General features: G+C 53.9%; 19 protein-coding genes. 17 read left to right on the plus strand and 2 right to left on the minus strand.

The annotated features are described in order from the left end of the window. Positions 1 to 87 precede the first annotated feature (87 nt). The 10 genes from MKY12_RS04600 to MKY12_RS04645 all read left to right on the plus strand — a co-directional run bounded on the left by MKY12_RS04600 (position 88) and on the right by MKY12_RS04645 (position 10,818). Positions 88 to 1,248, plus strand: coding sequence for a hypothetical protein (locus MKY12_RS04600; protein ID WP_051478183.1), 1,161 nt, complete (start codon positions 88 to 90; stop codon positions 1,246 to 1,248). Then, positions 1,245 to 2,516: a CpaF family protein gene (locus MKY12_RS04605; RefSeq protein ID WP_036727514.1), complete on the plus strand. Its 1,272-nt coding sequence runs from the start codon at positions 1,245 to 1,247 to the stop codon at positions 2,514 to 2,516. The genes MKY12_RS04600 and MKY12_RS04605 overlap by 4 nt, the downstream gene beginning before the upstream one ends. 53 nt (positions 2,517 to 2,569) lie before the next feature. Continuing rightward, positions 2,570 to 3,370: a type II secretion system F family protein gene (locus tag MKY12_RS04610; protein ID WP_155991597.1), complete on the plus strand. Its 801-nt coding sequence runs from the start codon at positions 2,570 to 2,572 to the stop codon at positions 3,368 to 3,370. A gap of 18 nt (positions 3,371 to 3,388) precedes the next feature. Beyond that, positions 3,389 to 4,261 (plus strand): type II secretion system F family protein, encoded by an 873-nt coding sequence (locus tag MKY12_RS04615; protein WP_036727516.1) that lies wholly within the window; start codon positions 3,389 to 3,391, stop codon positions 4,259 to 4,261. Positions 4,262 to 4,274: 13 nt separating this feature from the next. Next, a complete protein-coding gene (locus MKY12_RS04620; RefSeq protein WP_036727518.1) occupies positions 4,275 to 4,463 on the plus strand; it encodes a Flp1 family type IVb pilin in 189 nt (62 codons plus the stop codon). After that, a complete protein-coding gene (locus MKY12_RS04625; RefSeq protein WP_339313061.1) occupies positions 4,460 to 5,125 on the plus strand; it encodes a TadE family protein in 666 nt (221 codons plus the stop codon). Before MKY12_RS04620 ends, MKY12_RS04625 begins: the two co-directional genes overlap by 4 nt. A gap of 241 nt (positions 5,126 to 5,366) precedes the next feature. Continuing rightward, positions 5,367 to 7,526: a hypothetical protein gene (locus MKY12_RS04630; RefSeq protein ID WP_063830934.1), complete on the plus strand. Its 2,160-nt coding sequence runs from the start codon at positions 5,367 to 5,369 to the stop codon at positions 7,524 to 7,526. Positions 7,527 to 7,539: 13 nt separating this feature from the next. Then, complete coding sequence (locus MKY12_RS04635) at positions 7,540 to 8,532, plus strand: TadE/TadG family type IV pilus assembly protein (protein WP_339313062.1); 993 nt, start codon at positions 7,540 to 7,542, stop codon at positions 8,530 to 8,532. A 25-nt stretch (positions 8,533 to 8,557) separates the two neighbouring features. Further along, positions 8,558 to 9,067: an A24 family peptidase gene (locus tag MKY12_RS04640; protein WP_339313063.1), complete on the plus strand. Its 510-nt coding sequence runs from the start codon at positions 8,558 to 8,560 to the stop codon at positions 9,065 to 9,067. A 38-nt stretch (positions 9,068 to 9,105) separates the two neighbouring features. Further along, entirely contained in the window at positions 9,106 to 10,818 is a 1,713-nt protein-coding gene (locus MKY12_RS04645) for a DUF6382 domain-containing protein (protein WP_339313064.1), read from the plus strand. 42 nt (positions 10,819 to 10,860) lie between these two features. Here MKY12_RS04645 and MKY12_RS04650 read toward each other — a convergent pair whose 3' ends face one another. Together MKY12_RS04650 and MKY12_RS04655 are read right to left on the minus strand one after the other, a co-directional pair. Continuing rightward, positions 10,861 to 11,763 (minus strand): TIGR01777 family oxidoreductase, encoded by a 903-nt coding sequence (locus MKY12_RS04650; RefSeq protein WP_339313065.1) that lies wholly within the window; start codon positions 11,761 to 11,763, stop codon positions 10,861 to 10,863. Between the two features lie 48 nt (positions 11,764 to 11,811). After that, a complete protein-coding gene (locus MKY12_RS04655) occupies positions 11,812 to 12,276 on the minus strand; it encodes a DUF2621 family protein (RefSeq protein WP_209991726.1) in 465 nt (154 codons plus the stop codon). A gap of 172 nt (positions 12,277 to 12,448) precedes the next feature. Here MKY12_RS04655 and MKY12_RS04660 point away from each other — a divergent pair, with 172 nt between their 5' ends. The 7 genes from MKY12_RS04660 to MKY12_RS04690 all read left to right on the plus strand — a co-directional run bounded on the left by MKY12_RS04660 (position 12,449) and on the right by MKY12_RS04690 (position 20,175). Next, complete coding sequence (locus tag MKY12_RS04660; RefSeq protein ID WP_036727528.1) at positions 12,449 to 13,576, plus strand: deoxyribonuclease IV; 1,128 nt, start codon at positions 12,449 to 12,451, stop codon at positions 13,574 to 13,576. A gap of 45 nt (positions 13,577 to 13,621) precedes the next feature. After that, positions 13,622 to 14,518 carry a formyltetrahydrofolate deformylase gene (gene purU / locus MKY12_RS04665; RefSeq protein WP_339313066.1) on the plus strand — a complete coding sequence of 299 codons (897 nt, stop codon included), beginning with the start codon at positions 13,622 to 13,624 and terminating at the stop codon, positions 14,516 to 14,518. A gap of 274 nt (positions 14,519 to 14,792) precedes the next feature. Next, positions 14,793 to 15,575: an SAF domain-containing protein gene (locus MKY12_RS04670; protein ID WP_339313067.1), complete on the plus strand. Its 783-nt coding sequence runs from the start codon at positions 14,793 to 14,795 to the stop codon at positions 15,573 to 15,575. A gap of 30 nt (positions 15,576 to 15,605) precedes the next feature. After that, the gene (locus MKY12_RS04675) at positions 15,606 to 16,670 is read left to right on the plus strand and encodes a hypothetical protein (RefSeq protein WP_339313068.1); all 1,065 of its coding nucleotides are present in this window, start codon (positions 15,606 to 15,608) and stop codon (positions 16,668 to 16,670) included. Then, a complete protein-coding gene (locus MKY12_RS04680; RefSeq protein ID WP_339313069.1) occupies positions 16,667 to 18,241 on the plus strand; it encodes an ATPase, T2SS/T4P/T4SS family in 1,575 nt (524 codons plus the stop codon). The genes MKY12_RS04675 and MKY12_RS04680 overlap by 4 nt, the downstream gene beginning before the upstream one ends. 15 nt (positions 18,242 to 18,256) lie before the next feature. Further along, entirely contained in the window at positions 18,257 to 19,294 is a 1,038-nt protein-coding gene (locus MKY12_RS04685) for a hypothetical protein (protein ID WP_209876520.1), read from the plus strand. A 29-nt stretch (positions 19,295 to 19,323) separates the two neighbouring features. Then, positions 19,324 to 20,175, plus strand: coding sequence for a hypothetical protein (locus tag MKY12_RS04690; protein ID WP_339313070.1), 852 nt, complete (start codon positions 19,324 to 19,326; stop codon positions 20,173 to 20,175).

Consider the following 20,175-nt stretch of genomic DNA (forward strand, 5'->3'; position numbering starts at 1 on the left):
GCACCGTTCAATGACCGTATTCACGGTTATTGGCGGTGCTTTTTTGCTGTTCTTTTTTCCATGTATTCAAGAGAGGAGGAGGAGTTCATGACGGCAAGAATCGTGCTTGCAGTCCGGGAGAGCCAATATATTGAACCGCTACTGCATTATCTGCACCATAGCGAATACGCGGAGATGCTTCGGATTACGGCTTTCAGCAGACTGGACGCTTTTATGGAATTTATGACAGGCGATGAGCTGCCGGATGCGGTAGCCGGGGACCCGTCCTTCATTGAAGCCTGGCTGGTGGAAGGGAGAAGTACAGTTCCCTGGGCAGTCTTAAGCGAAGGCGGAGAATTGCCGAATGGGCGGGATCTGGCAGGGGGAAGGCATATTGCCAAGTATCAGGCACTGCCGTCGCTGCTGGAAGCGATTCTCCAGTTGAGTGATCTGAAGCGGGTCCGGACGACTGCTCTGCCTAAGGAAGCAACGCTGCTGCTCGGGATTGTCTCGGCTAGCGGCGGCAGCGGCAAAACTACGGTAGCGTTGAACATGGCGAAGCAGCTTGGAGCGGTTGGCCTGTCCGTGTTCTATCTGAACCTGGAGAGTGTAGACAGCAGCGGATTCATTCTGCGGATGCCGGGCAGCCATGTTCCCGGTCTGGAGCGGCTCTTATATGAGCTAAAGGCCGGAGGACCAGAGAATAAGGGAGGAAGAGGGGAGCCGAAATGGACCGATTATGCGTTCAGACATGACAGTCTGCGGTGTGATGCCTTCAGGCCTGTAGAGAATTTCAAGGAGATGCTCCAAATGTCCCGGCAGGACACGCTGGATCTACTGGAGGGGCTGGCTGGAGCCGGAAGCTATGATGTAGTTATTGTAGACACCGGCGCTATTGAGGAGGAGCGGGCCCAGGCTGTTCTGAACAGATGCGGTGTCCTGCTGTGGGTGCTGAAGAATGACCAGGCCAGTATCCGCAAAACCGAACGCTGGCTGGATTATATCGCAAGTCCGCACTCCGGCATGCAGCCCGAGCTGGTGAACAGGAGCCGATTCGTAATGAACGGCTGTACCGGAGCAGAGAATGATAGGCCATTATCCGCAGTACTCCGGCTGGATACTGTACTTCCGTATATTCCATCCTGGGGGTTACAGCATTATGGAGAACTCTGCCTAAGCTCTCCCCTATACATTGACGGCATTCAGCAGCTCTCCAGAGCTATAGTAGAGCCTGAATTGCCTGGGGTGTTCACAGGGATTCCTGTATGAATGAAGAGATGTTCCGCGCCCTGCGCAGCGACATCCGTGCAGGGCTGGATGTGACCTCGGTCATCGGGAATGATGAGCTGGCTGCTTATATCGAACGGATCATTCTGGAGCGGGAACAATTACGCCTCCTGACTGCCCAGGAAAAGCACGAGCTGGTGAAGAAGCTGTTCGATTCCTTCCGGGGGCTGGATATTCTCCAGCCGCTGGTGGATAATCCGGCGATCACCGAGATTATGATCAACAGCCACGAGGAGATCTTTATCGAGGAAGAGGGGATGATCCGCAGGCTGCCGCTGGCTTTTGAATCGGGGAGCAGGCTGGAGGATATCATTCAGATTATCGTCTCCGGCGTCAACCGTGTGGTCAATGAATCCTCGCCGATTGTGGATGCGCGGCTGCAGGACGGCTCGCGTGTCAATATCGTACTGCCGCCTGCCGCGCTGAAGGGTCCGGCAATGACCATCCGCAAATTTCCGGAGACACCGATGACGATGGAGGAGCTGGTGAGGCGTGAAGCGCTCTCGGAGGAAGCGGCTGAGCTGCTGCGGATTCTGGTTGCTGCCAAATACAATATTTTCATCAGCGGGGGTACAGGCTCGGGCAAAACAACCTTTCTAAATGCCCTGTCGCAGTTCATCCCGCCGCAGGAGCGTGTCATTACGGTGGAGGATTCGGCAGAGCTGCAGATCGTTACGGTTCCCAATCTGGTCTCCCTGGAGACCCGGAATGCTAACACAGAGGGGCGGGGCGAGATCACGATCCGTGATCTGATCCGCACTTCGCTGCGGATGCGGCCTAACCGTATTGTCGTCGGCGAGGTGCGGGGCGCTGAATGTCTGGATATGCTGCAGGCGATGAACACCGGCCATGACGGTTCGTTGTCAACGGGGCATTCGAACAGTGCACTGGACATGCTCAGCCGCCTGGAGACCATGGTGCTCAGCGCTGCTGATCTGCCGGTAACCGTCGTACGTCAGCAGCTCAGCTCAGCGATCGATATATTCGTGCATCTGTCGCGGCTGCGTGACCGCTCACGCCGGGTGATGGAGATCAGTGAGGTTGCGGGTATCCGCAGCGGCGAAGTCATACTGAATCCACTATATGAATTTCGGGAGTCGGGCGAACAAGATGGCCGGGTGAAGGGGAGACTTGAGGTCTGCGGCCATCCGCTTCTGCATACAGACAAGCTGCGGATGGCCGGAATCCTTGATTATCCGCTCAAGCAGTATGAGAGCAGAAGCTCTGCGAAGGAGGCGAGTGTACCTTGAACGTCATGAAGAAGAGCGACCGGCATCCCCTAGCAAGGCGACGCAAAGGATTCATGAAGACGACACCGCCCATGCTGCCGGTTAACGCATCTCAAGGGGGAGAGCAGGTGCTGCTGCCGGATTATACCGTATATGAGTTGAACTCCCTGCAAAGATTGCTGGTCATTCTGGGTGCCGGCGCCCTGTTGTTCGGCATTGGTTACCTGTTCTATCACCGGCTGCTCCTGGCGGCACTGCTTGTCCCCGGAAGCGCCTACGGGCCGCGGCTGCTGCGCGAATATCTGCTGCGGCGCCGCCGGGCTGCGCTGAATCTGCAATTCAAGCAGATGCTGTTCTCACTCTCTTCGTCGCTCTCTGCCGGACGTTCGGTGGAGAATGCCTTCCGCGAGGCCGTGCAGGACCTGCGGATGCTTGACCCGGAGGGCGCAAGTGACATGATCTCCGAGCTGAATATCATCTGTGCCCGGATGGAGAACGGGGAGCCGATTGAAGATGCGCTGTATGAGTTCAGCAAAAGAGCAGGAATGGAGGATGTGGAGCGCTTCGCAGATGTGTTCATGGTCTGCAAGCGTACCGGCGGGGATCTGGTTGAGATTGTACGCCGCACATCCTCCATCATCGGCGAGAAGCTGGATATCCAGCAGGACATCGCAGTAAGTATAGCCCAGAAGAAATTCGAGGCGAAGGCGCTGCTGGTCTCTCCGCTGATGATGGTGATGTTCATGAGTCTGAGCGCCGGAGACTATATGGAACCTATGTATACTGGGGCAGGAATAGCGGTATCTACACTGGCGCTGATTGCATTGTTCCTCTGTTACCTCTGGACCCATAAGATCATGGATATTCCGCTGTGAAGGAGGGTGAGTGAAGGGATGTCATTGATCTGTGGTGCGATTCTGCTTCTGCTCGCAGCAGGCTGGCTCATTCTGAGGATGAGATGCGGCAGCCGTTATGCTGCTCTGCGGGAGCTGCCTATGGAAGGCCTGCGGCTGCGGCGGCTGGGTGAGCCTCTATTGTTACTAGTAGAACAGGGCAGAGTCGCCAGTTATCTCCCCTCTGTGATGTTTCGGATACAACGTTCGCTACAGCGGATCTATGGTATGCGCTACAGTGCAGAACGGACCTTACTGTTCATGGGGGAGATGCTTAGCTACAGCTGGCTGCTTGCCGCAGGAGGAAGTGCGCTGACAAGCTTTACGGGAGAGCAGGCGGGAATAATCCTCGGTGGGCTCTTGGCAGTTGCACTCCCGGTGGCGATGGTTAGCGATCTGCACAAAAAGGTACGTGTACGGGAGCAGAATATTATGCTGGAGCTTCCTGAGCTGCTGAACAGTATTGTTCTGCTGGTCGGCGCAGGTGAGACGGTTCAGCGGGCGATTGTCCGCTGTGTGAACAGCCGTCATGGAGATAGCGCCCATCCGCTCTACGCTGAATTAATGAAGATGACAGCTGAATGGGACGGCGGTTACTCCTTCCAGCAGGCGTTCGAGAACTTCAGTAAGCGCTGTGCTGTACAGGAGGTCTCCATCTTCACTACTACAGTGCTGCTTAATTACCGCAGAGGCGGGGCCGACTTTGTTCTGTCGCTGCGGGATCTGTCACGGATGCTCTGGGAGAAGCGGAAGGCGATCAGCCGCACACGCGGCGAACAGGCATCGTCGAAGCTGGTTTTTCCGATGGTGGTTATCTTTTTGATTGTGATTGTGCTGGTGGGAACACCGGCGATTATGATGTTAAAAATGTAGGAGGTAGAGGCGTATGTTAACGCAGATGGCAGAAGGAGTAAGAAGTTTTTGGAGAGATGAAGAGGGGCTGGGAACACTGGAGATGATTCTGATCATTGCTGTCCTGATTGCGGTCGTTCTGGTATTCCGTGAGGAGATTGTGAAGGTGGTTAAGGATCTGATCGGCACGGCCGGAGATAAGAGCCAGGAAGTTTTTGAGTGATTCCGCTGCGGGAGGATGAGGGGAGCTTCACTATCGAGGCTTCACTTCTGCTGCCGATGCTTATGGGGATTACGATGGTGCTGCTGTTCTTCTCCTTATACAGCTATCAGAAGTCGATGCTGCTGCAGATTGCCTCAGCTACTGCGGAGCGGGCTGCATATAACTGGGAGAATAGTAACCGGGCGGTAAGCGGAGAATTCCAGACCGGAAATGTTGATCCGCTGTACTGGAGAATCGGTGAGGATGGACTATTGGCTTCGCTATTCGGTTCAGGAGCAGAGAATGGCAGTACGGCCATTACACTGCCTGGTAATGCTGAAGAAGGAGGGCCCCTGCCGGTAGTGAAGCTGCGCCGGGCATCACAGATGGTGCCTGCCGGATTACAGGGAGAAATGAGCTATGTCTACGGATTGACTGGCCGCAGAATCAGTACGGAGCTGAAGAAAGTGCTACATCTGCCTGTTCTGGACAACCTGCTGGCCGATAGAGCCGCACCTGAGGTGTATGCCCGCTCCTTCGTTACGGAGCCTGTTGAATTCATAAGAACGGTGGATCTCATGCGTTACTACGGGTCGAAGTTCAAACAGGATTCCTCCGCCGGTAAGGAGGGCACCGGCATGGAGAAAAAGCATGCAGCCCAGATGCTTGATAAGCTGCATTAAGGATGACTGGTGATGGAGCAGCTTGGACTGGGGTGTTCAAGAATAAGGTTAAGGGGAAGTTCGGATGCGTATTTTCAGTCACAGCAGGTGCTTAAGCAAATCGTCTGGCCGGAGCCGCTGCTCGGATTACGGCGGTGATCCTATTAGCAGTAGTACATCCCAAGGCATAGGCAAATGGTCACCGGGATATATTGTCAGATATCTTCGCTCAGCGGAAGGTTCGGTATCTATCTTTCTTATTATGGTACTGGCGTTTGTGTTTCTTTTTAATGCTGTGCTGATCGATTACGCGCGGATTGCGGCGGTGAATGTGCAGGAGGAACGTCTGGCGAGAGCTGCTATACGCTCTGTAATGTCCGCTTATGACATTGAGCTGCGCGAGAACTATGGCTTATTCGCCTTCGGCGGCGGGGACGGCAATCAACTGCTATCGAAGGTGCTTAATGACAATCTGTACGAGAGCGGACGGGGGGATGCGTTTAACCTGCTGCCCGTGATGGTCGATTCCTCTTCGCTGGACTGGAGCCGTCCGCTGGGTACCTATGAGGTCTTCCGGCGGCAGATTATAGAAGAGATGAAGTACAAAGCGCCGGTTGATTTCGCCCTGGAGCTGGCAGGCAAGCTTAAGCCGTTATCGGCGGCGATGACGGAGGCTTCACGGACAACAGAGATACTGGGTGACTTGCAGCCCATATATGATCAGCGTGAGGAAGCGCTGGATCTTATGCTGAAGAAGCGCAAGGAAGCTGCTGACAGTGCGCAGAACCTGCAGAAGCTGCTGATGAATCCTCCGGGTGACAGTATTCCGGCGCGTTCGCTTGCATCCTTGGCCGCAAGCTCCGATATCCCGGCGATGTATGGGGATTATGTCAACAAATATTATGACGATTATTACCGTCCCCCCAAGACATGGCCGAAGTACACGGCAGTGCTATCGCAGTATCAGGTTCAGATTGGTGAAGTAACAGGCAAGATACCGGCAGTGCTGGCGGACTTCCAGGAGAAAAATAGCCGTCTGCTGGATGAAGCAGAGGCTGCACTTGAGCAGGTGAACGCGCTGAACCTTCAAATGAAGAGTGTCATTAATCAGGCGGATGCGGATGCCAGTACTGCGGGGGATGATCCTGCCCATAGTTGGGACATTCCGGACACGGCCGGAGAGCTTAGCTCAGAGCCTCTTAAGAAGCTGAGAGCACAGGTGGAGGGACTTATCCTTCCTCCAGCTGAGCTTAGCGAGCTGGGGAATAACATTGGGGTACAGCGAAGTGCCGCGCTTCCCTTGGAGCCGCTGGTCTCCGGCTTGCCGTCTATATTAAGTACAGCATCCGGGCTGTATGCCGACTATTCTCTTATGAGCGCAGGGGTTCTTAATGCTTCCCGGGCAGTGCACGGCTATATAAGCAGCTACGGGCAAGACGGTACTGTTATAAAGCAGGAAGCGGAACAGATTGAGAACCGCCGCACTGCTGACAGCCAGCGTAAGCAGATAGAAGGGAAGGCGAAGAAGAAGCTTGGCGATGCGATGAAGCTGCTGGATCAGATCCGGGCGCTGGGAAGCAGCGCACATGAAGCGATGGAGCAGTATGGTAGTCTGCGTCAATACTACCAGCAGAATGTGGCCTTTAACGAAGGTCTGGAGCAGGAGCCGGGGGCTACTGTGAATACTGGTGATCAATACGCTGCGGGCAAATCGTCCATGAAAGATATGGATGGGATATATGCTGCTATGGGCAGTGTGCTGGCAGGAGCCAGAGACCGGCTGTACCAGACGGAGTACTCTGCGATGTATTTCCGGCATTTCGATCTGTCTGCGCTAACCTCCCTGGCTTCCGGGTCTGCTGAAGGATTCGGTGAGCAGCTGGGAGAACAGCTGAAGCCGCAGGCGCAAGAGCTGGAATATATTTTGTACGGATTCTATAATCCTGCAGGCAATGTGGCAGCCGCTTATGGTGAGATCTTTGCTCTGCGGCTGGCTGTGCGGACAATGGAAGGCCTGATTGAGAAAGCAGGTATGGGGAATCCGCTTGTCGTTCTGGCCGCCGCACTGCTGTACGGCATTGAGCAGGCTATCCAGGATATGATACAGCTCTGCACCAAGGGGGAGATTCCCTTATCCAAATACATGACCGCACAGCTCAGCTATCGTGACTATCTTCGGCTGTTCCTCCTGCTGCATGGGGGAGGGGAAGAACAGTTATCCCGGATTCTTGCGCTGATCCGCCTGAATACCGGTATCAATCCGGCAGAGAAATATACATATGCCTCTGCCGGGATCACGATGGGGATGCAGCTTTGGTTTCTGCCGGGTGTAGTGAAGCTGGTGAATTACAGTGCCGGTCTGCCAGGAGATGTACGGGGCAAAGTTTATTTCAGACAAGCAGCGGCTGACTTTTCTTACTAAGGGGGAGGGTAGAATGAAGCGGTGGCTGAGGAAATCGCCGGACCCTAAGGATGAAGGCAGCATGGTTGTGGAGGCGGCACTGATTCTGCCTGTGTTCCTGCTATTTGTCCTGTTCCTCATCTTCATTATCCAAATGACCTTGTATTCAACAGCGCTGCAGAGTACGGCTTCTGACACTGTCAAAATAATCTCAACCCATATGTATCCAGCAGCTCTGGCAATGCAGCAGCAGGAGGGGGGAGGTGGGGAGGAAGCCGGAGAAGCAGGTGAGGCTGAGCACTCAGATGATGCGGACTCCTCCACCATCTGGAGCATACCGCGCCTGTCGATAACGGAATGGAGTGAGGATTACGTGGAGAAGCTTCCGCAGCCGATGGAATCCTGGGTCAAGGCTGTGGTCCGGGAGGGAGAAGGGCCGCTGCAGAAGGTGCAGGCGGGAGCATCCGAGGCTGCACTGGATCTGGTGCTTAAGCCGATGCTCCGGCCATATCTATCATCGGACTGGCTTGAATATAGCAGAATTCATGTATCTAATGTCACTGTACCTGATCTGAGGCAAGGGATGCATCCGTATTTCGGTATGGTAGTCAGCTATGAGCTGCCCATGAGAGTCCCGTTCCTGAATGAAAAAATCGTGCTGGAGGCCAGCGCAGTTGAACGCTTATGGGTCGGCAACACCGATTCTTCCGGGGAAGGTGATCCGGCTGAGCCTGCTGAGGAGACCGGGACCATTATGATCCTGGAGAAGCCGAACCCGGGAGTAGCGAATCACCAGGGCATTATCAAGGTGAAGGTGCCTCCCGGGGCATCGGCCAATCTGTCGATCTTTTACAAGAGCGGCCAGAGTACTGCCAAGTATCTGGGCTGGAAGCAGGCAGATGAACAAGGGTACATCGAATGGGAATGGAAGATCGGTGTGAATACTACGCCGGGCACCTGGCCCTTTGTGGTTAGTCTGGCTGATGGAGCTACGCTTCAGGCGACTTTTACAGTGGTGAACAAATAATAGAGTAGAGAAAAGGGGAAGGCAGATGACGGAATGGGCGCTATGGGGCTGCATGCCGTTCCTGACAGCGGCATTATTCACAGATATACGCTGGATGAGAATTCCTAACTGGATTACACTGCCCGCGCTGATTGGCGGACTGCTCCTGCAGTGGATGATCAATGGCTGGCAGGGGCTGCTGTTTTCACTTTGCGGCAGCGGAGCAGGCTTCCTGCTCCTGCTGATTATGTATTTTATCGGAGCGGTGGGGGCTGGTGATGTGAAGCTCTTTGCGGCTATCGGCGCTTGGACAGGAGTGCTTTTCTCGCTTCAGGTTATTGTCTATTCGGTGCTCTTGGGGGCAGTTGTAGGCTGGATTATCATTCTCTACAGAAGGGAGACAGGGCGTAGGCTGCGCAGCATGATAAGCAGAACAGCGGGGTTCCTGCTGCTTCGTAATATGAGTCTCGTCAAGGGCCGGGAGGGAGAGTTGCTTCGGTTTCCTTTTATGCTGGCCGTGTTCCCTGGCTTCATCTGTGCTTATATTTATTTCTGACTTGGAGCTTATCGTTGACGCTTAGGAGGTGAAGAGACTTGTATGGACTGGAACGGGATTTCATCCAGCAGGATGGAATAACGATGCTGCTGGGCAGATCCGGGGGACTGAGCGCAGGAGAGCTGAATATGGTGCAGGCCCGGATGCTGATGACCAGCGGGATACCGCATCATTTACGCTTGCTGCTTAGAGAAATAGATCTGAAGGTCACACTGGAATACACGGTGGCAAGACGTAAAATGCTGGGAGCCCTACTTAAGAGCGGGAAGCTGAGCATGACGGAATTCTTCGGGCTGATGCTGCAGATCGCTGCCGGGATGGAGGAGGGGCAGCTCTATATGCTGCGTACAGAGCAGTATGCGCTTCATGAGGACTTTATCTTTATCGAAGGTACGCTCAGCAGCGGCAAGGTCTTCCTGACCTATATTCCGCTGGAACTCACAGATCCCGCACCGAAGCCGGGAGAAGCCTTGAAATCGCTGATCATGGTCTTCATGGGAGCCATTCAGGAGTTATCGGGTGACGGGATTCAGCGGCTGCTGCAATATTGCGGGGAAGAAGCTTTTAGCCCGGCGGGGCTGAAGGAACTGCTCGCAGAAATGCTGACGGAGGTTACACCCCATAACGCCAATATTGAAGGGACGGAGGCTGCACATCTAAGTCCTATGGCTGGCCCAGGCACTTCTACCGCTGTACCAGGAACGAGGATAGATTGGGCGCAGTCTACGGCTCGCAGGCTGGAGGACCCGGGCAGGGAAAGGTCCGCAGCCGCATCGTTCTCCCGTGTACTTGGAGATAAGGAGGCGCAGCCTTCCGGTTCGATGCTTAATCCCACGCCTTGGATGAGCGGTACGCCACAGCTGAAGCGGAGGGAGGGATTATCAGGAGCTCAGACAGCAATGGATGCAACAGTTGGACCTGTTCAGGCTGAGGACAAGCAGAGTCCTTACAGGACATATATATTGCTGGGGGCATTATTAGGTGATGCGTTACTATGGAAGTTTCTCTATTTGAATGCCCCCCGGACACTCTGGCTGGCGGTTTGTGCTGCGGTGACTCTGATACTTGCGGCATTATGCTGGCTGGTATGGAGTGGAAGGCTGGCTTGGGGCGAAGCTGAGGAAGAGATGGATACTCTGGAGGAGGGGGCAGAGGATTATAACAGTACAGCCCGGAACCGTAAGCTGAGAAGCGATCTGGAGTGGGATTTCGGCAGAAATCCGGTAGATCGGCATCGTCCTCCTGCCCCGGTCTACAATCCTCAGCAACAAGAAGCAACTGTGGGAGTCAACGGCTTCACAGCTACACCGGCTGGCAGACAACAGGCTCCGCCGGGGAAGGCCGCCAGCAGTCCGCAGAAGAAGGAAGCGGCGATGGCTACAGCGCTGCTGACCCGGGAACCCGTTCAGGCTACAGGCAGCAGTCTTCCCCAGGCCGGAAGGACAGTACCTTATCTGGAAAGAAGCGACCCGGATGACGTTGGAGCTATTGAGAGAATTGAGCTGAACCGGCCCAGCTTCATTATTGGACGCTCCTCTGAAGTGGCCCAGTACATTGAGAAATCGGAGGGTGCTTCACGGGTTCATGCTGAAATCTCCAGAGCCGCAGGAGGATACATTCTGAAGGATCTGGATTCCAGGAACGGGACGCTGCTTGCAGGCGAAGCTATGGTTCCCTACAAAGAATACCCGCTGACCGAAGGCACCGTGTTCACCATTGTTAAGGGTACCTACACCTTTCGCACAGCTTAGCAGAGACAGATGGGATGAATAGAAGGGTGCGTTTCCAGCAGCCTACTGATTTTTCAGCTGCTCCAGTGCGGGCTGTAGGGTGGGATAGTTGAAAGTGAAGCCGTGGTTAATTGCTTTGGAAGGAAGCACACGCTGGCCTTCCAGCAGAATCTCTGACAGCTCGCCAACAGCGGTTTTTAGCAGAAACGCGGGAATCGGGAACCAATGCGGACGATGGTAGACTTTGCCGATCATCCGTCCGAACTGTTCATTGGTGACCGGCTGTGGAGCGGTGGCATTAACGGGACCTTCGATCTCAGGCTGAAGAATGCAGAATTCGATCAGGCGCACAATGTCTGTAAGGTGAATCCAGGACATCCACTGCTTGCCGGTGCCGATTTTGCCGCCGAAGCCAAGCGAGTAAGGCAGCTTCATTTTGGGAAAAGCACCGCTCTCATTGCCAAGCACAATCCCTGTGCGCAGCTTGACCAGACGGATACCGGCATAGGCCTCATCTGCAGCCTCCTCCCAGGTCTTGACCACCTCGGAAGGGAAGTCTATAACCCGGGTCTCGGAAGCTTCGGTATAGGTATCCTGCACAGATGTACCATAAATGGCGACGGCTGAGGACTGGACGATCACGCTTGGCTTATGCTGGAGTGAATTTAGCAGCTTCCCGGCAGCGGTAACGGTTTCAAGACGCGATTCCATAATCGCCTGCTTCCCCTTAGGGGTCCAGCGCTGGCTAAGCGAAGCTCCGGCAAGATTAATCAGCGCATCTGCGCCTTCTGCCGCTTCAGGATGGGCTGCCAGGCTGTCCCAGGTGAGATAGCTAAGCCCCGGATGATCCAGCTTGTTCTCGGGGTTCTTGCGCCCGACACTGATGATCTGATGTCCGCTGTGCAGCCAATATCCGGTAAGCTCGCTGCCAATGAATCCGCTGCCTCCGCAAATGATATATTTCATAGGGATTGCTCCTATTCTGGACGCCTGTGGCGGCGTGAGTAGATAAATTCATTTGACCAGGTGCTTGTAAGGCGCATAATCAATACCGTTCTTCTCCAGGAAGGTGATCAGGAACCTGTTGTCACGCCGGGGCGTGGCAATAATGTACCCTTGGATACAGTGCTCACGGGTAACCTCCGTTGCATGGCTCTCTACAGCCAGCTTGCCGATCTCGGCAGCGATAGAATGCTTGGCAATGTCGCGGAATGGACTAGGCACCGGCTGTACAAGCTGGTCCAGAAAAGACTTCATCTCGTCGCTCCACAGCGGACGGCTGCGTTCCACCCAGTAGTTCTGCCAGTCCAGCTTGGATTTGCCGTCAGCCTTGGGCAGCACCTTCAGAAATTTGCGGAACATAAAATAGCCGCCGATACACATGCTGCCCAGCAGTAAAAAAGTCCAAAATGCGATGGAGTTCATAAACCAGTTGCTTGGAGATGTGGACAATAAGCTTGAGGGTAAATGGAAATGCATTAATACACCGCCTTTGACAATGATGATTGTCACTTTCCTTTTGCTCCTCTTGAGTATAGCGTATTTCCTTAGGTTTGCGAAGCGGAAGCGGCCTTTCAGGGCTTGCCTAGATTTATTCTCCCGATCACGGTAGAATAAGGGTTAATTCGTGAAGGAAAGAGGGAAATTAAGCATGCTGAAAATAGGTTCACATGTGTCCTGCGCGGACAAGGGTCTCCTGAGCGCGGCCAATGAAGCAAATGAGTACGGATCTACCTCGTTTATGATATATACGGGAGCGCCGCAAAATACGCGCCGGAAGCCGATTGAATCGATGTTCCCCGAGGAAGGCAAGCAGAAGATGCGGGAGAATGGCGTCGGAGAGATTGTGGTTCACGCCCCTTACATTATTAACCTGGGCTCCTATAAGGAGAATACCTACCAGCTGGCAGTAGATTTCCTGCAGGAGGAGATCCGCCGGACCCATGCGCTTGAGGTTAAGCATATCGTCCTGCATCCGGGTGCATTCACTGATAAGGATGCTGATTACGGCATTCAGCGTATTGCAGACGGCCTGAATGAGGTGCTGGGCGGTACGAATGAGACCGATGTGCATATCGCACTGGAGACGATGGCTGGTAAAGGCACAGAGATCGGCCGCACCTTCGAGGAGCTTGCCTCCATTATAGATAAGGTCGAATTTAATCAGCGGCTATCGATCTGTCTTGACACCTGTCACATTCATGATGCCGGATATGACATCGTGAACGATCTGGATGGGGTGCTGAAGAAGTTCGATGATACCATCGGCCTGGAGCGGCTCGGCGTGATCCATCTTAATGACAGCAAGAACCCGCGCGGAGCGGGCAAAGACCGTCATACACCGATTGGCTCCGGCTATCTGGGATTCGAGACGATCAACAATGTAGTCCAGCATGAAGCACTCGCAGGTCTGCCGTTTATTCTGGAGACACCCTGGATCGGCAAGGATGCCAAGAAGCTCCGTCCCATGTATGAAGTAGAAATCGCCCTGCTGCGCGGCAATGTTGCTGAACGCTTCGGAGCGGAATTCCTGCAGGAGCTGGAAGAGCTGCATGCCTTTTTTGCCAAGCAGGAGCTGGATTCCCGCCGTTATGTGCTGGATGTGTGGGAGCTGCTCAAGAATGACGCCAAGGCTAAGAAGGCAGATCCCCGTGAACCGCTGGAGCGTCTCTATGATCAAGTCATAGCTGCCGGACTATTCCCTCAGCTTAGTGAGGAAGCCGTTAATCACCGGCTGATCGCCTGGCTGGCAGGCAAACAGCTGCTCGTGAAGGCATAGACCCGCATAGATAACGCAAGCAGATGAGAGGATGAACCGAGAACTATGGAATTACATGTGAAGAGAGAGCATTCATCAGGCAGACCTTATCCCGAACGGGCGCGTATGCTCATATCTTGTCCTGACGGACCTGGGATTGTAGCGGCGGTATCGCATTTTTTGTATCAGCATGGCGCGAACATCGTGCAGTCGGACCAATATACGATGGACCCGGACGGCGGAATGTTCTTCATGAGAGTAGAGTTTGATCTGCCTAAGCTGGATGAGCGGCTGGAAGAGGTACGTAACATCTTCGGCGGTGTTGCCCAACGCTTCAAGATGAACTGGCAGATTTTCAAGGTAAGCCATAAGAAGCGGCTGGCGATCTTCGTCTCCAAGGAGGACCATTGTCTGGTGGAGCTGCTCTGGCAGTGGCAGGCGGGTGACCTGGATGCAGATATCGCGCTTGTGGTCAGCAACCACACTGATATGCAGGGTTATGTGGAATCCTTCGGCATTCCGTTCCATCACATTCCGGTTACCGCAGAGACGAAGGCTGAAGCTGAAGCGCGTCAACTGGAGGTTATCGGTGAAGATATCGATGTCATTATACTGGCCCGGTACATGCAGATTATCTCCCCTTCATTCATCGAGCATTACCGGCACCGGATCATCAATATCCATCATTCGTTCCTGCCTGCCTTCGTCGGCGGTAAGCCGTACGCCCAGGCCTATCAGCGCGGAGTCAAGATCATCGGGGCGACTGCCCATTACGTGACCGAGGAGCTGGACGGCGGGCCGATTATCGAGCAGGACGTTCAGCGGGTCAGCCACAGTGATGATGTGAATGAGCTGAAGCGCATTGGACGTACCATTGAGCGGGTCGTTCTGGCCCGTGCGGTCAAATGGCATATTGAGGACAGAATCCTCGTGCATCACAATAAAACAGTAGTATTTAATTAATCAGCTAATCTTGCCTTAACCATTACAACCACTCCGGTAAAAGTCAGCAATCCTGCGTAACGCAGGGGATATGGAACATCGTTCTGGCCTGGCTTTTACCGGCATTCATCTTCAGCGGGAGCTTCCCGCAGCCTCAGGCTTCACAACCTCACAAGGATAATCTAATACACTTCTCAACCACTAAGGTAAAAAAGCATTTTGCCGGCATTTTGGACATACGAGCCAAAGTGTATTTTGCTATGTGCAGAAATCACATTCAAAGGGGGTAAAGGGCTTGTCAACAAAACGCGGACGTCTATTAAAACGCAATTATTTCTTCGCCGGACTCATCCTGCTCACCGGCTTCGGCGGACTGCTCGGCTATGATCTCTACTTCAAGCCTTATGTACTGTCACAGACCGTTGTCAAAATCAAGGTGGACGGCGGGGGCTTCCTGCCTAAGAATCATGAGCTGACAGCGGAGAATCTCTATCTGGATTCCGTACAGACCAAAGACATCCCGGCAGGGGTCGTCCGTAGTCTGGAGCAGGTGGAACAGAAGATTACGAATGTCAATCTGACGGATGGCAGTATTCTGACCGAGTCGCTGGTGGATGTAAGCGAGCTGGAGCCACAGCAGGACGAGGGGATTTTCCCGATTCCCAAAGACGCCATCTATGCCATCAACGGTTCTCTCCGCAGCAGGGATAAGGTAGATATCTATCTGGTCGAAGGAGACTTACCCGCAAAAGAACGGAGAGGATACAGTCCGGCTGCAGCAGCATCTGTAGCTACTCCCGGAGGGGGACAGGCTTCAGACGCTTCTTCCCTGCTGGAAGCAGAGGCTCCGCCGGAGATCCCTGCGCGCAAAGTATTCTTAAGCGGAGTGACCGTAAACTACGTGCGTACGGAAGATAACAACGATGTACTCGACTCGGAGAACGGCAACAACAATAACCGTTTTACTTCGACCGGGAAGGTGGCAGCCCCAGAGCTGAAGCTGAAGAAGAGCGACGGTGAGCTGCTGGGAGCTTATCTCGAGCAGGGCAAGAAGCTATGGATTGTCCGGGTAGAGTAGGCGTGGACAGAAGGGAAGGGGGAATGAGACTTGAGAATATTCAGTCTGGGCATAGATCAGCTGACGATCAATGAGATTAAGCTGGCAGGCTTCACCGTTATTGCCCAAAGTGTGCTGCCGGAGCCAGAACATGCCGGAGGGCATCTGTTAATGGTGACGAGCGAGCAGGTGCCGGTAGCGGAATTAAGAGAGCTAAGAGGGAGGTATCCAGACTCTTCAATTTTGTACATCTATCTGCAAAAAGGGGTGCGGGGTTACCAGGCTATACATATGCAGTGTGAGAGTCTGGGCATATTTTTCATGCCCCCGCGTTCAACCTCAGCAGCAATTATCGATAAGCTGCGCTATATGCTCGAAGATGAGCATAAGGAGAGCGGTAATGTGGTAGGCTTTTTCGGCTCGGGGCCAGGTATTGGCTGCACGAGTATTGCCAAGCTGTTCGCCAGGAGGATTGCCGCTTCAGGGCTGCGGGTGATTATGCTGGGTCTCGACCTGTACGATCCGGGCTATGACCGGAAGACGGCGGTTAGTCTGGACAGGCTGCGGCCGCGGATTACCGGTAAAATGCTGCATGATGAGGACTTCAGCTCACTGGTGAAGCAGGAAGGCTATGCCTATCTGCCCGGGAACTTCGATTACCTAAGCGCCCAGGATTATCAGGAGGAGGAGATCGAATATCTGCTGGCGAGAGCAAGTGAAAGCGCCGATGTGGTGATTGCGGACTTCGGGTCGATTCCCGAGAGCGCCGCGTGGTATGTGGGAATGCAGAAGTCGCTGCTGCGCATGATCGTTACACACCCGCGGCATGAACACAGGCTGCAGCCCCTGATGGAGCTGGCCGGACATATGGACCTGCATCCGCAGGACTTTCAGTGGATAATTAACCGCAGCAATGTGGAGGAGCTAACGTCACCGAAGAGCCTGGCCCTGCGTTTTGGCAGCGAGCTTCTGCTGGAGCTACCGTATTATCCATCTTTTCCAGAGAGCCTGCCGCTGGGCAAAAAAGAGCTTCAGCAAGTGGACGATAAGGTCCACGCATTGCTTGTATCACTGGGCCTCGCCCAGGAAACCCGCAAGAAGGGGATATTTCAATGATGAACAACAAGGATGACAGCTTGCCGTTGCAGCAGAAGCGTGTGCTGTCCGGATGGGCTCCGCTGGACCCTGAACAAGGCAGGCGGCAGGGACAACGGGACGAGAGCTTACAGGCGGTGCCTGGACGCGTGGACGGAACGCAGAGCAGACGGCTATTCTCACTGAAGCAGAGCGTACTGCGTACCAGCAAACCCGGCAAAGTGGACTTCTACAGCTTCCTGCACACCATGAAAAGTGAAATGAACGCCGGGCTGGAGCGTGAGGATGACGGCTATTTCGAACTGAATGCGAAGGCGCTGGTTGGTGATCCGCAGGCGGTCAGCTTTTTCATGAACGAGATTGAGAAATATCTGCGCCGGACCCCGTTTACCGGGAAAGTGCCGGAGGCTTACCGCACAGCCGCTGAAGCGCTGTTTCATGAATGGAAGGGCTTCGGCCCCGCCTACCGCTGGTTCACAGACCGTGCCTATAGCGAATCCACCGGACTGCAGATGATCGGGCGGCAAATTTTTTATAACCATCAGGGGAGGTTTGTGGCGTATCCCTATGAGATGCCTTCGCTGGACCGGGTGGAGCAGCTTAAGCGTTCTCTCCTCAAGAGTGATCCCGGCAAGAAGCTGAACAAGGATAATCCTTCCGTTGAATTCAAAATGGATGATCCTCTCTGGCCCGGCCGATTCATTCGTCTGGCTATCTGGGTCTCCCCGCGGGTCTGGGAGGGCTTCACTACCATCTCGCTGCGGCGGCAGGTCGTTGAATTTCTGGATCTGGATGATCAGGCCGGCACGGAATGTATTCCTGCGGAAGCGATTGATCTGATTCGTGCGCTTACCGGGACGTTTCGCAACACGATTATCGCGGGGGCCGTAGGCTCGGGTAAAACCACTTTTGCCAACACGATTGTCGGCGAGCAGCTGCTCGGCTCCTCTTCCTGTATGGGCGTCGTGATGATCGAGAAGCATCCGGAGTCGATTTTACCGTATCAGATCAAAGGCCACCGGATTATTCCCATTCAGGCTTCCAATGAGGAATTGATGGAGGTCGGTGTGGAATCGCTGCGGCATGACCCGAACATTTTGTACATGACAGAAATGAGATATAACGAGTGGGAATTCTATCTGTGGAGCGGCGAGAAGGGCTATGACGGCATTACGGGCACTTTTCATACTGTAGATTCAGAGGATATTCCTTATCAGGGGGCGTTTGCTGTATCTACACGGATCGGCGGCAGTCTGAAGGGGCATTTAATCTCAGCGCTGAAATCCTGTGAGCTGGTGTTTATTCTGGAGAGTGTCCCGGATGGCAAGAAGCGGCTCGCGCGGATCTCCGAGGTCTTTTATGAAGAGGCCAGTAATTCGGTCTTCGCGAATGATCTGATGCGCTGGGAACCGGAGCAGGCGGGCTGGACCTATAATGACAAGCTAACCCAAGCGCTGATCGATAAGATGAAGAAGAAGAATGCCAGAGCGGCACGGATGCTGCTGCAGGAGCTTGGACATCTCGCTGCGCAGAAGCCGATGATTGACCCGCTGAAGGAAAGTCTGAAGTCCAAAATCGTTTTGAACGAATGAGAGGAGAGAGAGCTTGTGGAGCTGCTGTTCTATATCATCCAGTTTGTGCTTCACCTGCTCGTTGCAGGCGGACTCTGGCTGCTGGTCAAGCCGCTGATTGAGCGGCATCTATGGCAGTGGGGGCAAAAGCTGGATCTGCGGATGAGCTTGTTCGGCCACAAGGTCAGCAGCGCGAAGAGGAAAATGTGGCTGTACCGCCATCTGGATGATCTGCTGTATTTTGCCCATAAGCGATACGAGCCGGGCATCAGTGTGCTGCGCTTCGTCACCCGTTCGGGGATGCTGTTCCTCGGTGTATTCCTATCGAGTCTGCTGACTCTTAAAGAGCTGCCGGGGCAGATGAGCTTCAGCAATCCTTTTCTGGAAGGCATGGTGTTGAATGATGGCGCACCTGTGGCGAATGCCTGGCGGCTTCCGCTGTTCCTGGCGGTTCTCTCGGCCTGTATTCCTTATCTGCGGATGAGATATACCTACGCCCAGCGCAAGGTGCGGGGGAGCTACGATCTGCTCGATGTGATCAAAATCGCCACCAAATTCACGCATTTGTCTGCGGATTCCATTTTGTCCAAGACCAGTGACTTGCTGCCGGGGGAGAATGTGTTGAAGACGCCCTTGAGGCTGCTGGGGGCAGCGTTCGCTGGCTATAGCAATGAACGGGAGCTGAACGAGGAAGCCGGGCGTTTTGCCGGAGCGATTGGCACGACGTTTGCCGTAGAATTCGTATCGGATCTGCTCTATTGCGAGAAGGAAGGCACCCGTTATCTCAAAAGCTCGCTCATGACGCTTAACCGCTCCATGGAGCTGCAACGGGAGACTATTCTGACGGTGAAGGCCAGCAGCAGGGATGCGATCAGCCTGGGGCTGTACGGTAATCTGATTGTGCTGGTGTCTTCTGTGGGAACGTTCATGTACATGCTGAAGCCGGATGTGTATTTCAAATTGCAGTTCGAGACAACGATTGGACTTACATTTATGATGGTGATCCTGACGGGCCTATTCATCTCGTTCATGATCAGTACCATCCTCGCCAGACCCAGACTGGACTACCATTAAGGTGATGAATGATGGATAGATTACTACTTTTGATAGCTGTAACAGGTATTGTGTATCTTGCCTTACTGGTCTTTGTCAGCAGCAGCAGCCGTCAGCAGCGGTATGTGCTCCGTCTGGGCCAGCAGTGGAAGGCTTTCGGGGAACGTGTGCACAATGAGCGGCTGCAGCAATTGCTCAATCAGAGCGGACTCTCTATATCAGCAGCCAAAATCACCCTGTTCCGATATTCGGCGGCTCTCCTCTATCTGCTGGCCCAGGTAACGGGAGACTTCGTACGATCAGAGCCACTGTCCATATACGATCCTCTGATTGCTCTGCTGATTCTCGTAATTACCAGCCCGCAGCGGGTGCTGCCGTTCGGTTGGGTGCTGAGCTGGCTGCATCAGAAGACACTGATTCAAAAAGACGGGGAGCTGATCTCCTTCATCCGTCTTTATGAGAACAACCGTCTGCGCAAGCGGGGGTATGTGGAATTTGGCGCCTTCTGCGCCGGGACGGCCAACCATTTCAGTTACATCCGCCAGGATCTGTATGAGCTGTCAGAGCGGGCGGTGGATGAGGGGACGGAGCGGGCCATTGAATGGTTTTGCAGCAAATTCCCGGAGAACCACATGTTTATCAACGATATCCGTTCAATTCTGCTTGCGACAGAAGGGATGGATGATGACCATGAAGCAGCGAAGTATCTGCAGGAGCAGGGCAAAATTATTACCAAAATCTCAAGTGACCAATATCTGAAGAAGTGGTCCTTTATCGGGGACATTTCCACGATCATCAATGTCATTCCGTCGATCGCCACCTTTCTGATGATTGTGTCGCTGGCGATGCAGTACATTATGCTGATCAAAGGGAATTTTAACGGCGTAGGGATGTTCCAATGA

Origin of the sequence: Paenibacillus sp. FSL M7-0896 (assembly GCF_037975415.1) — a bacterium.
Classification (GTDB): Bacteria; Bacillota; Bacilli; order Paenibacillales; family Paenibacillaceae; genus Paenibacillus_AQ; species Paenibacillus_AQ silagei.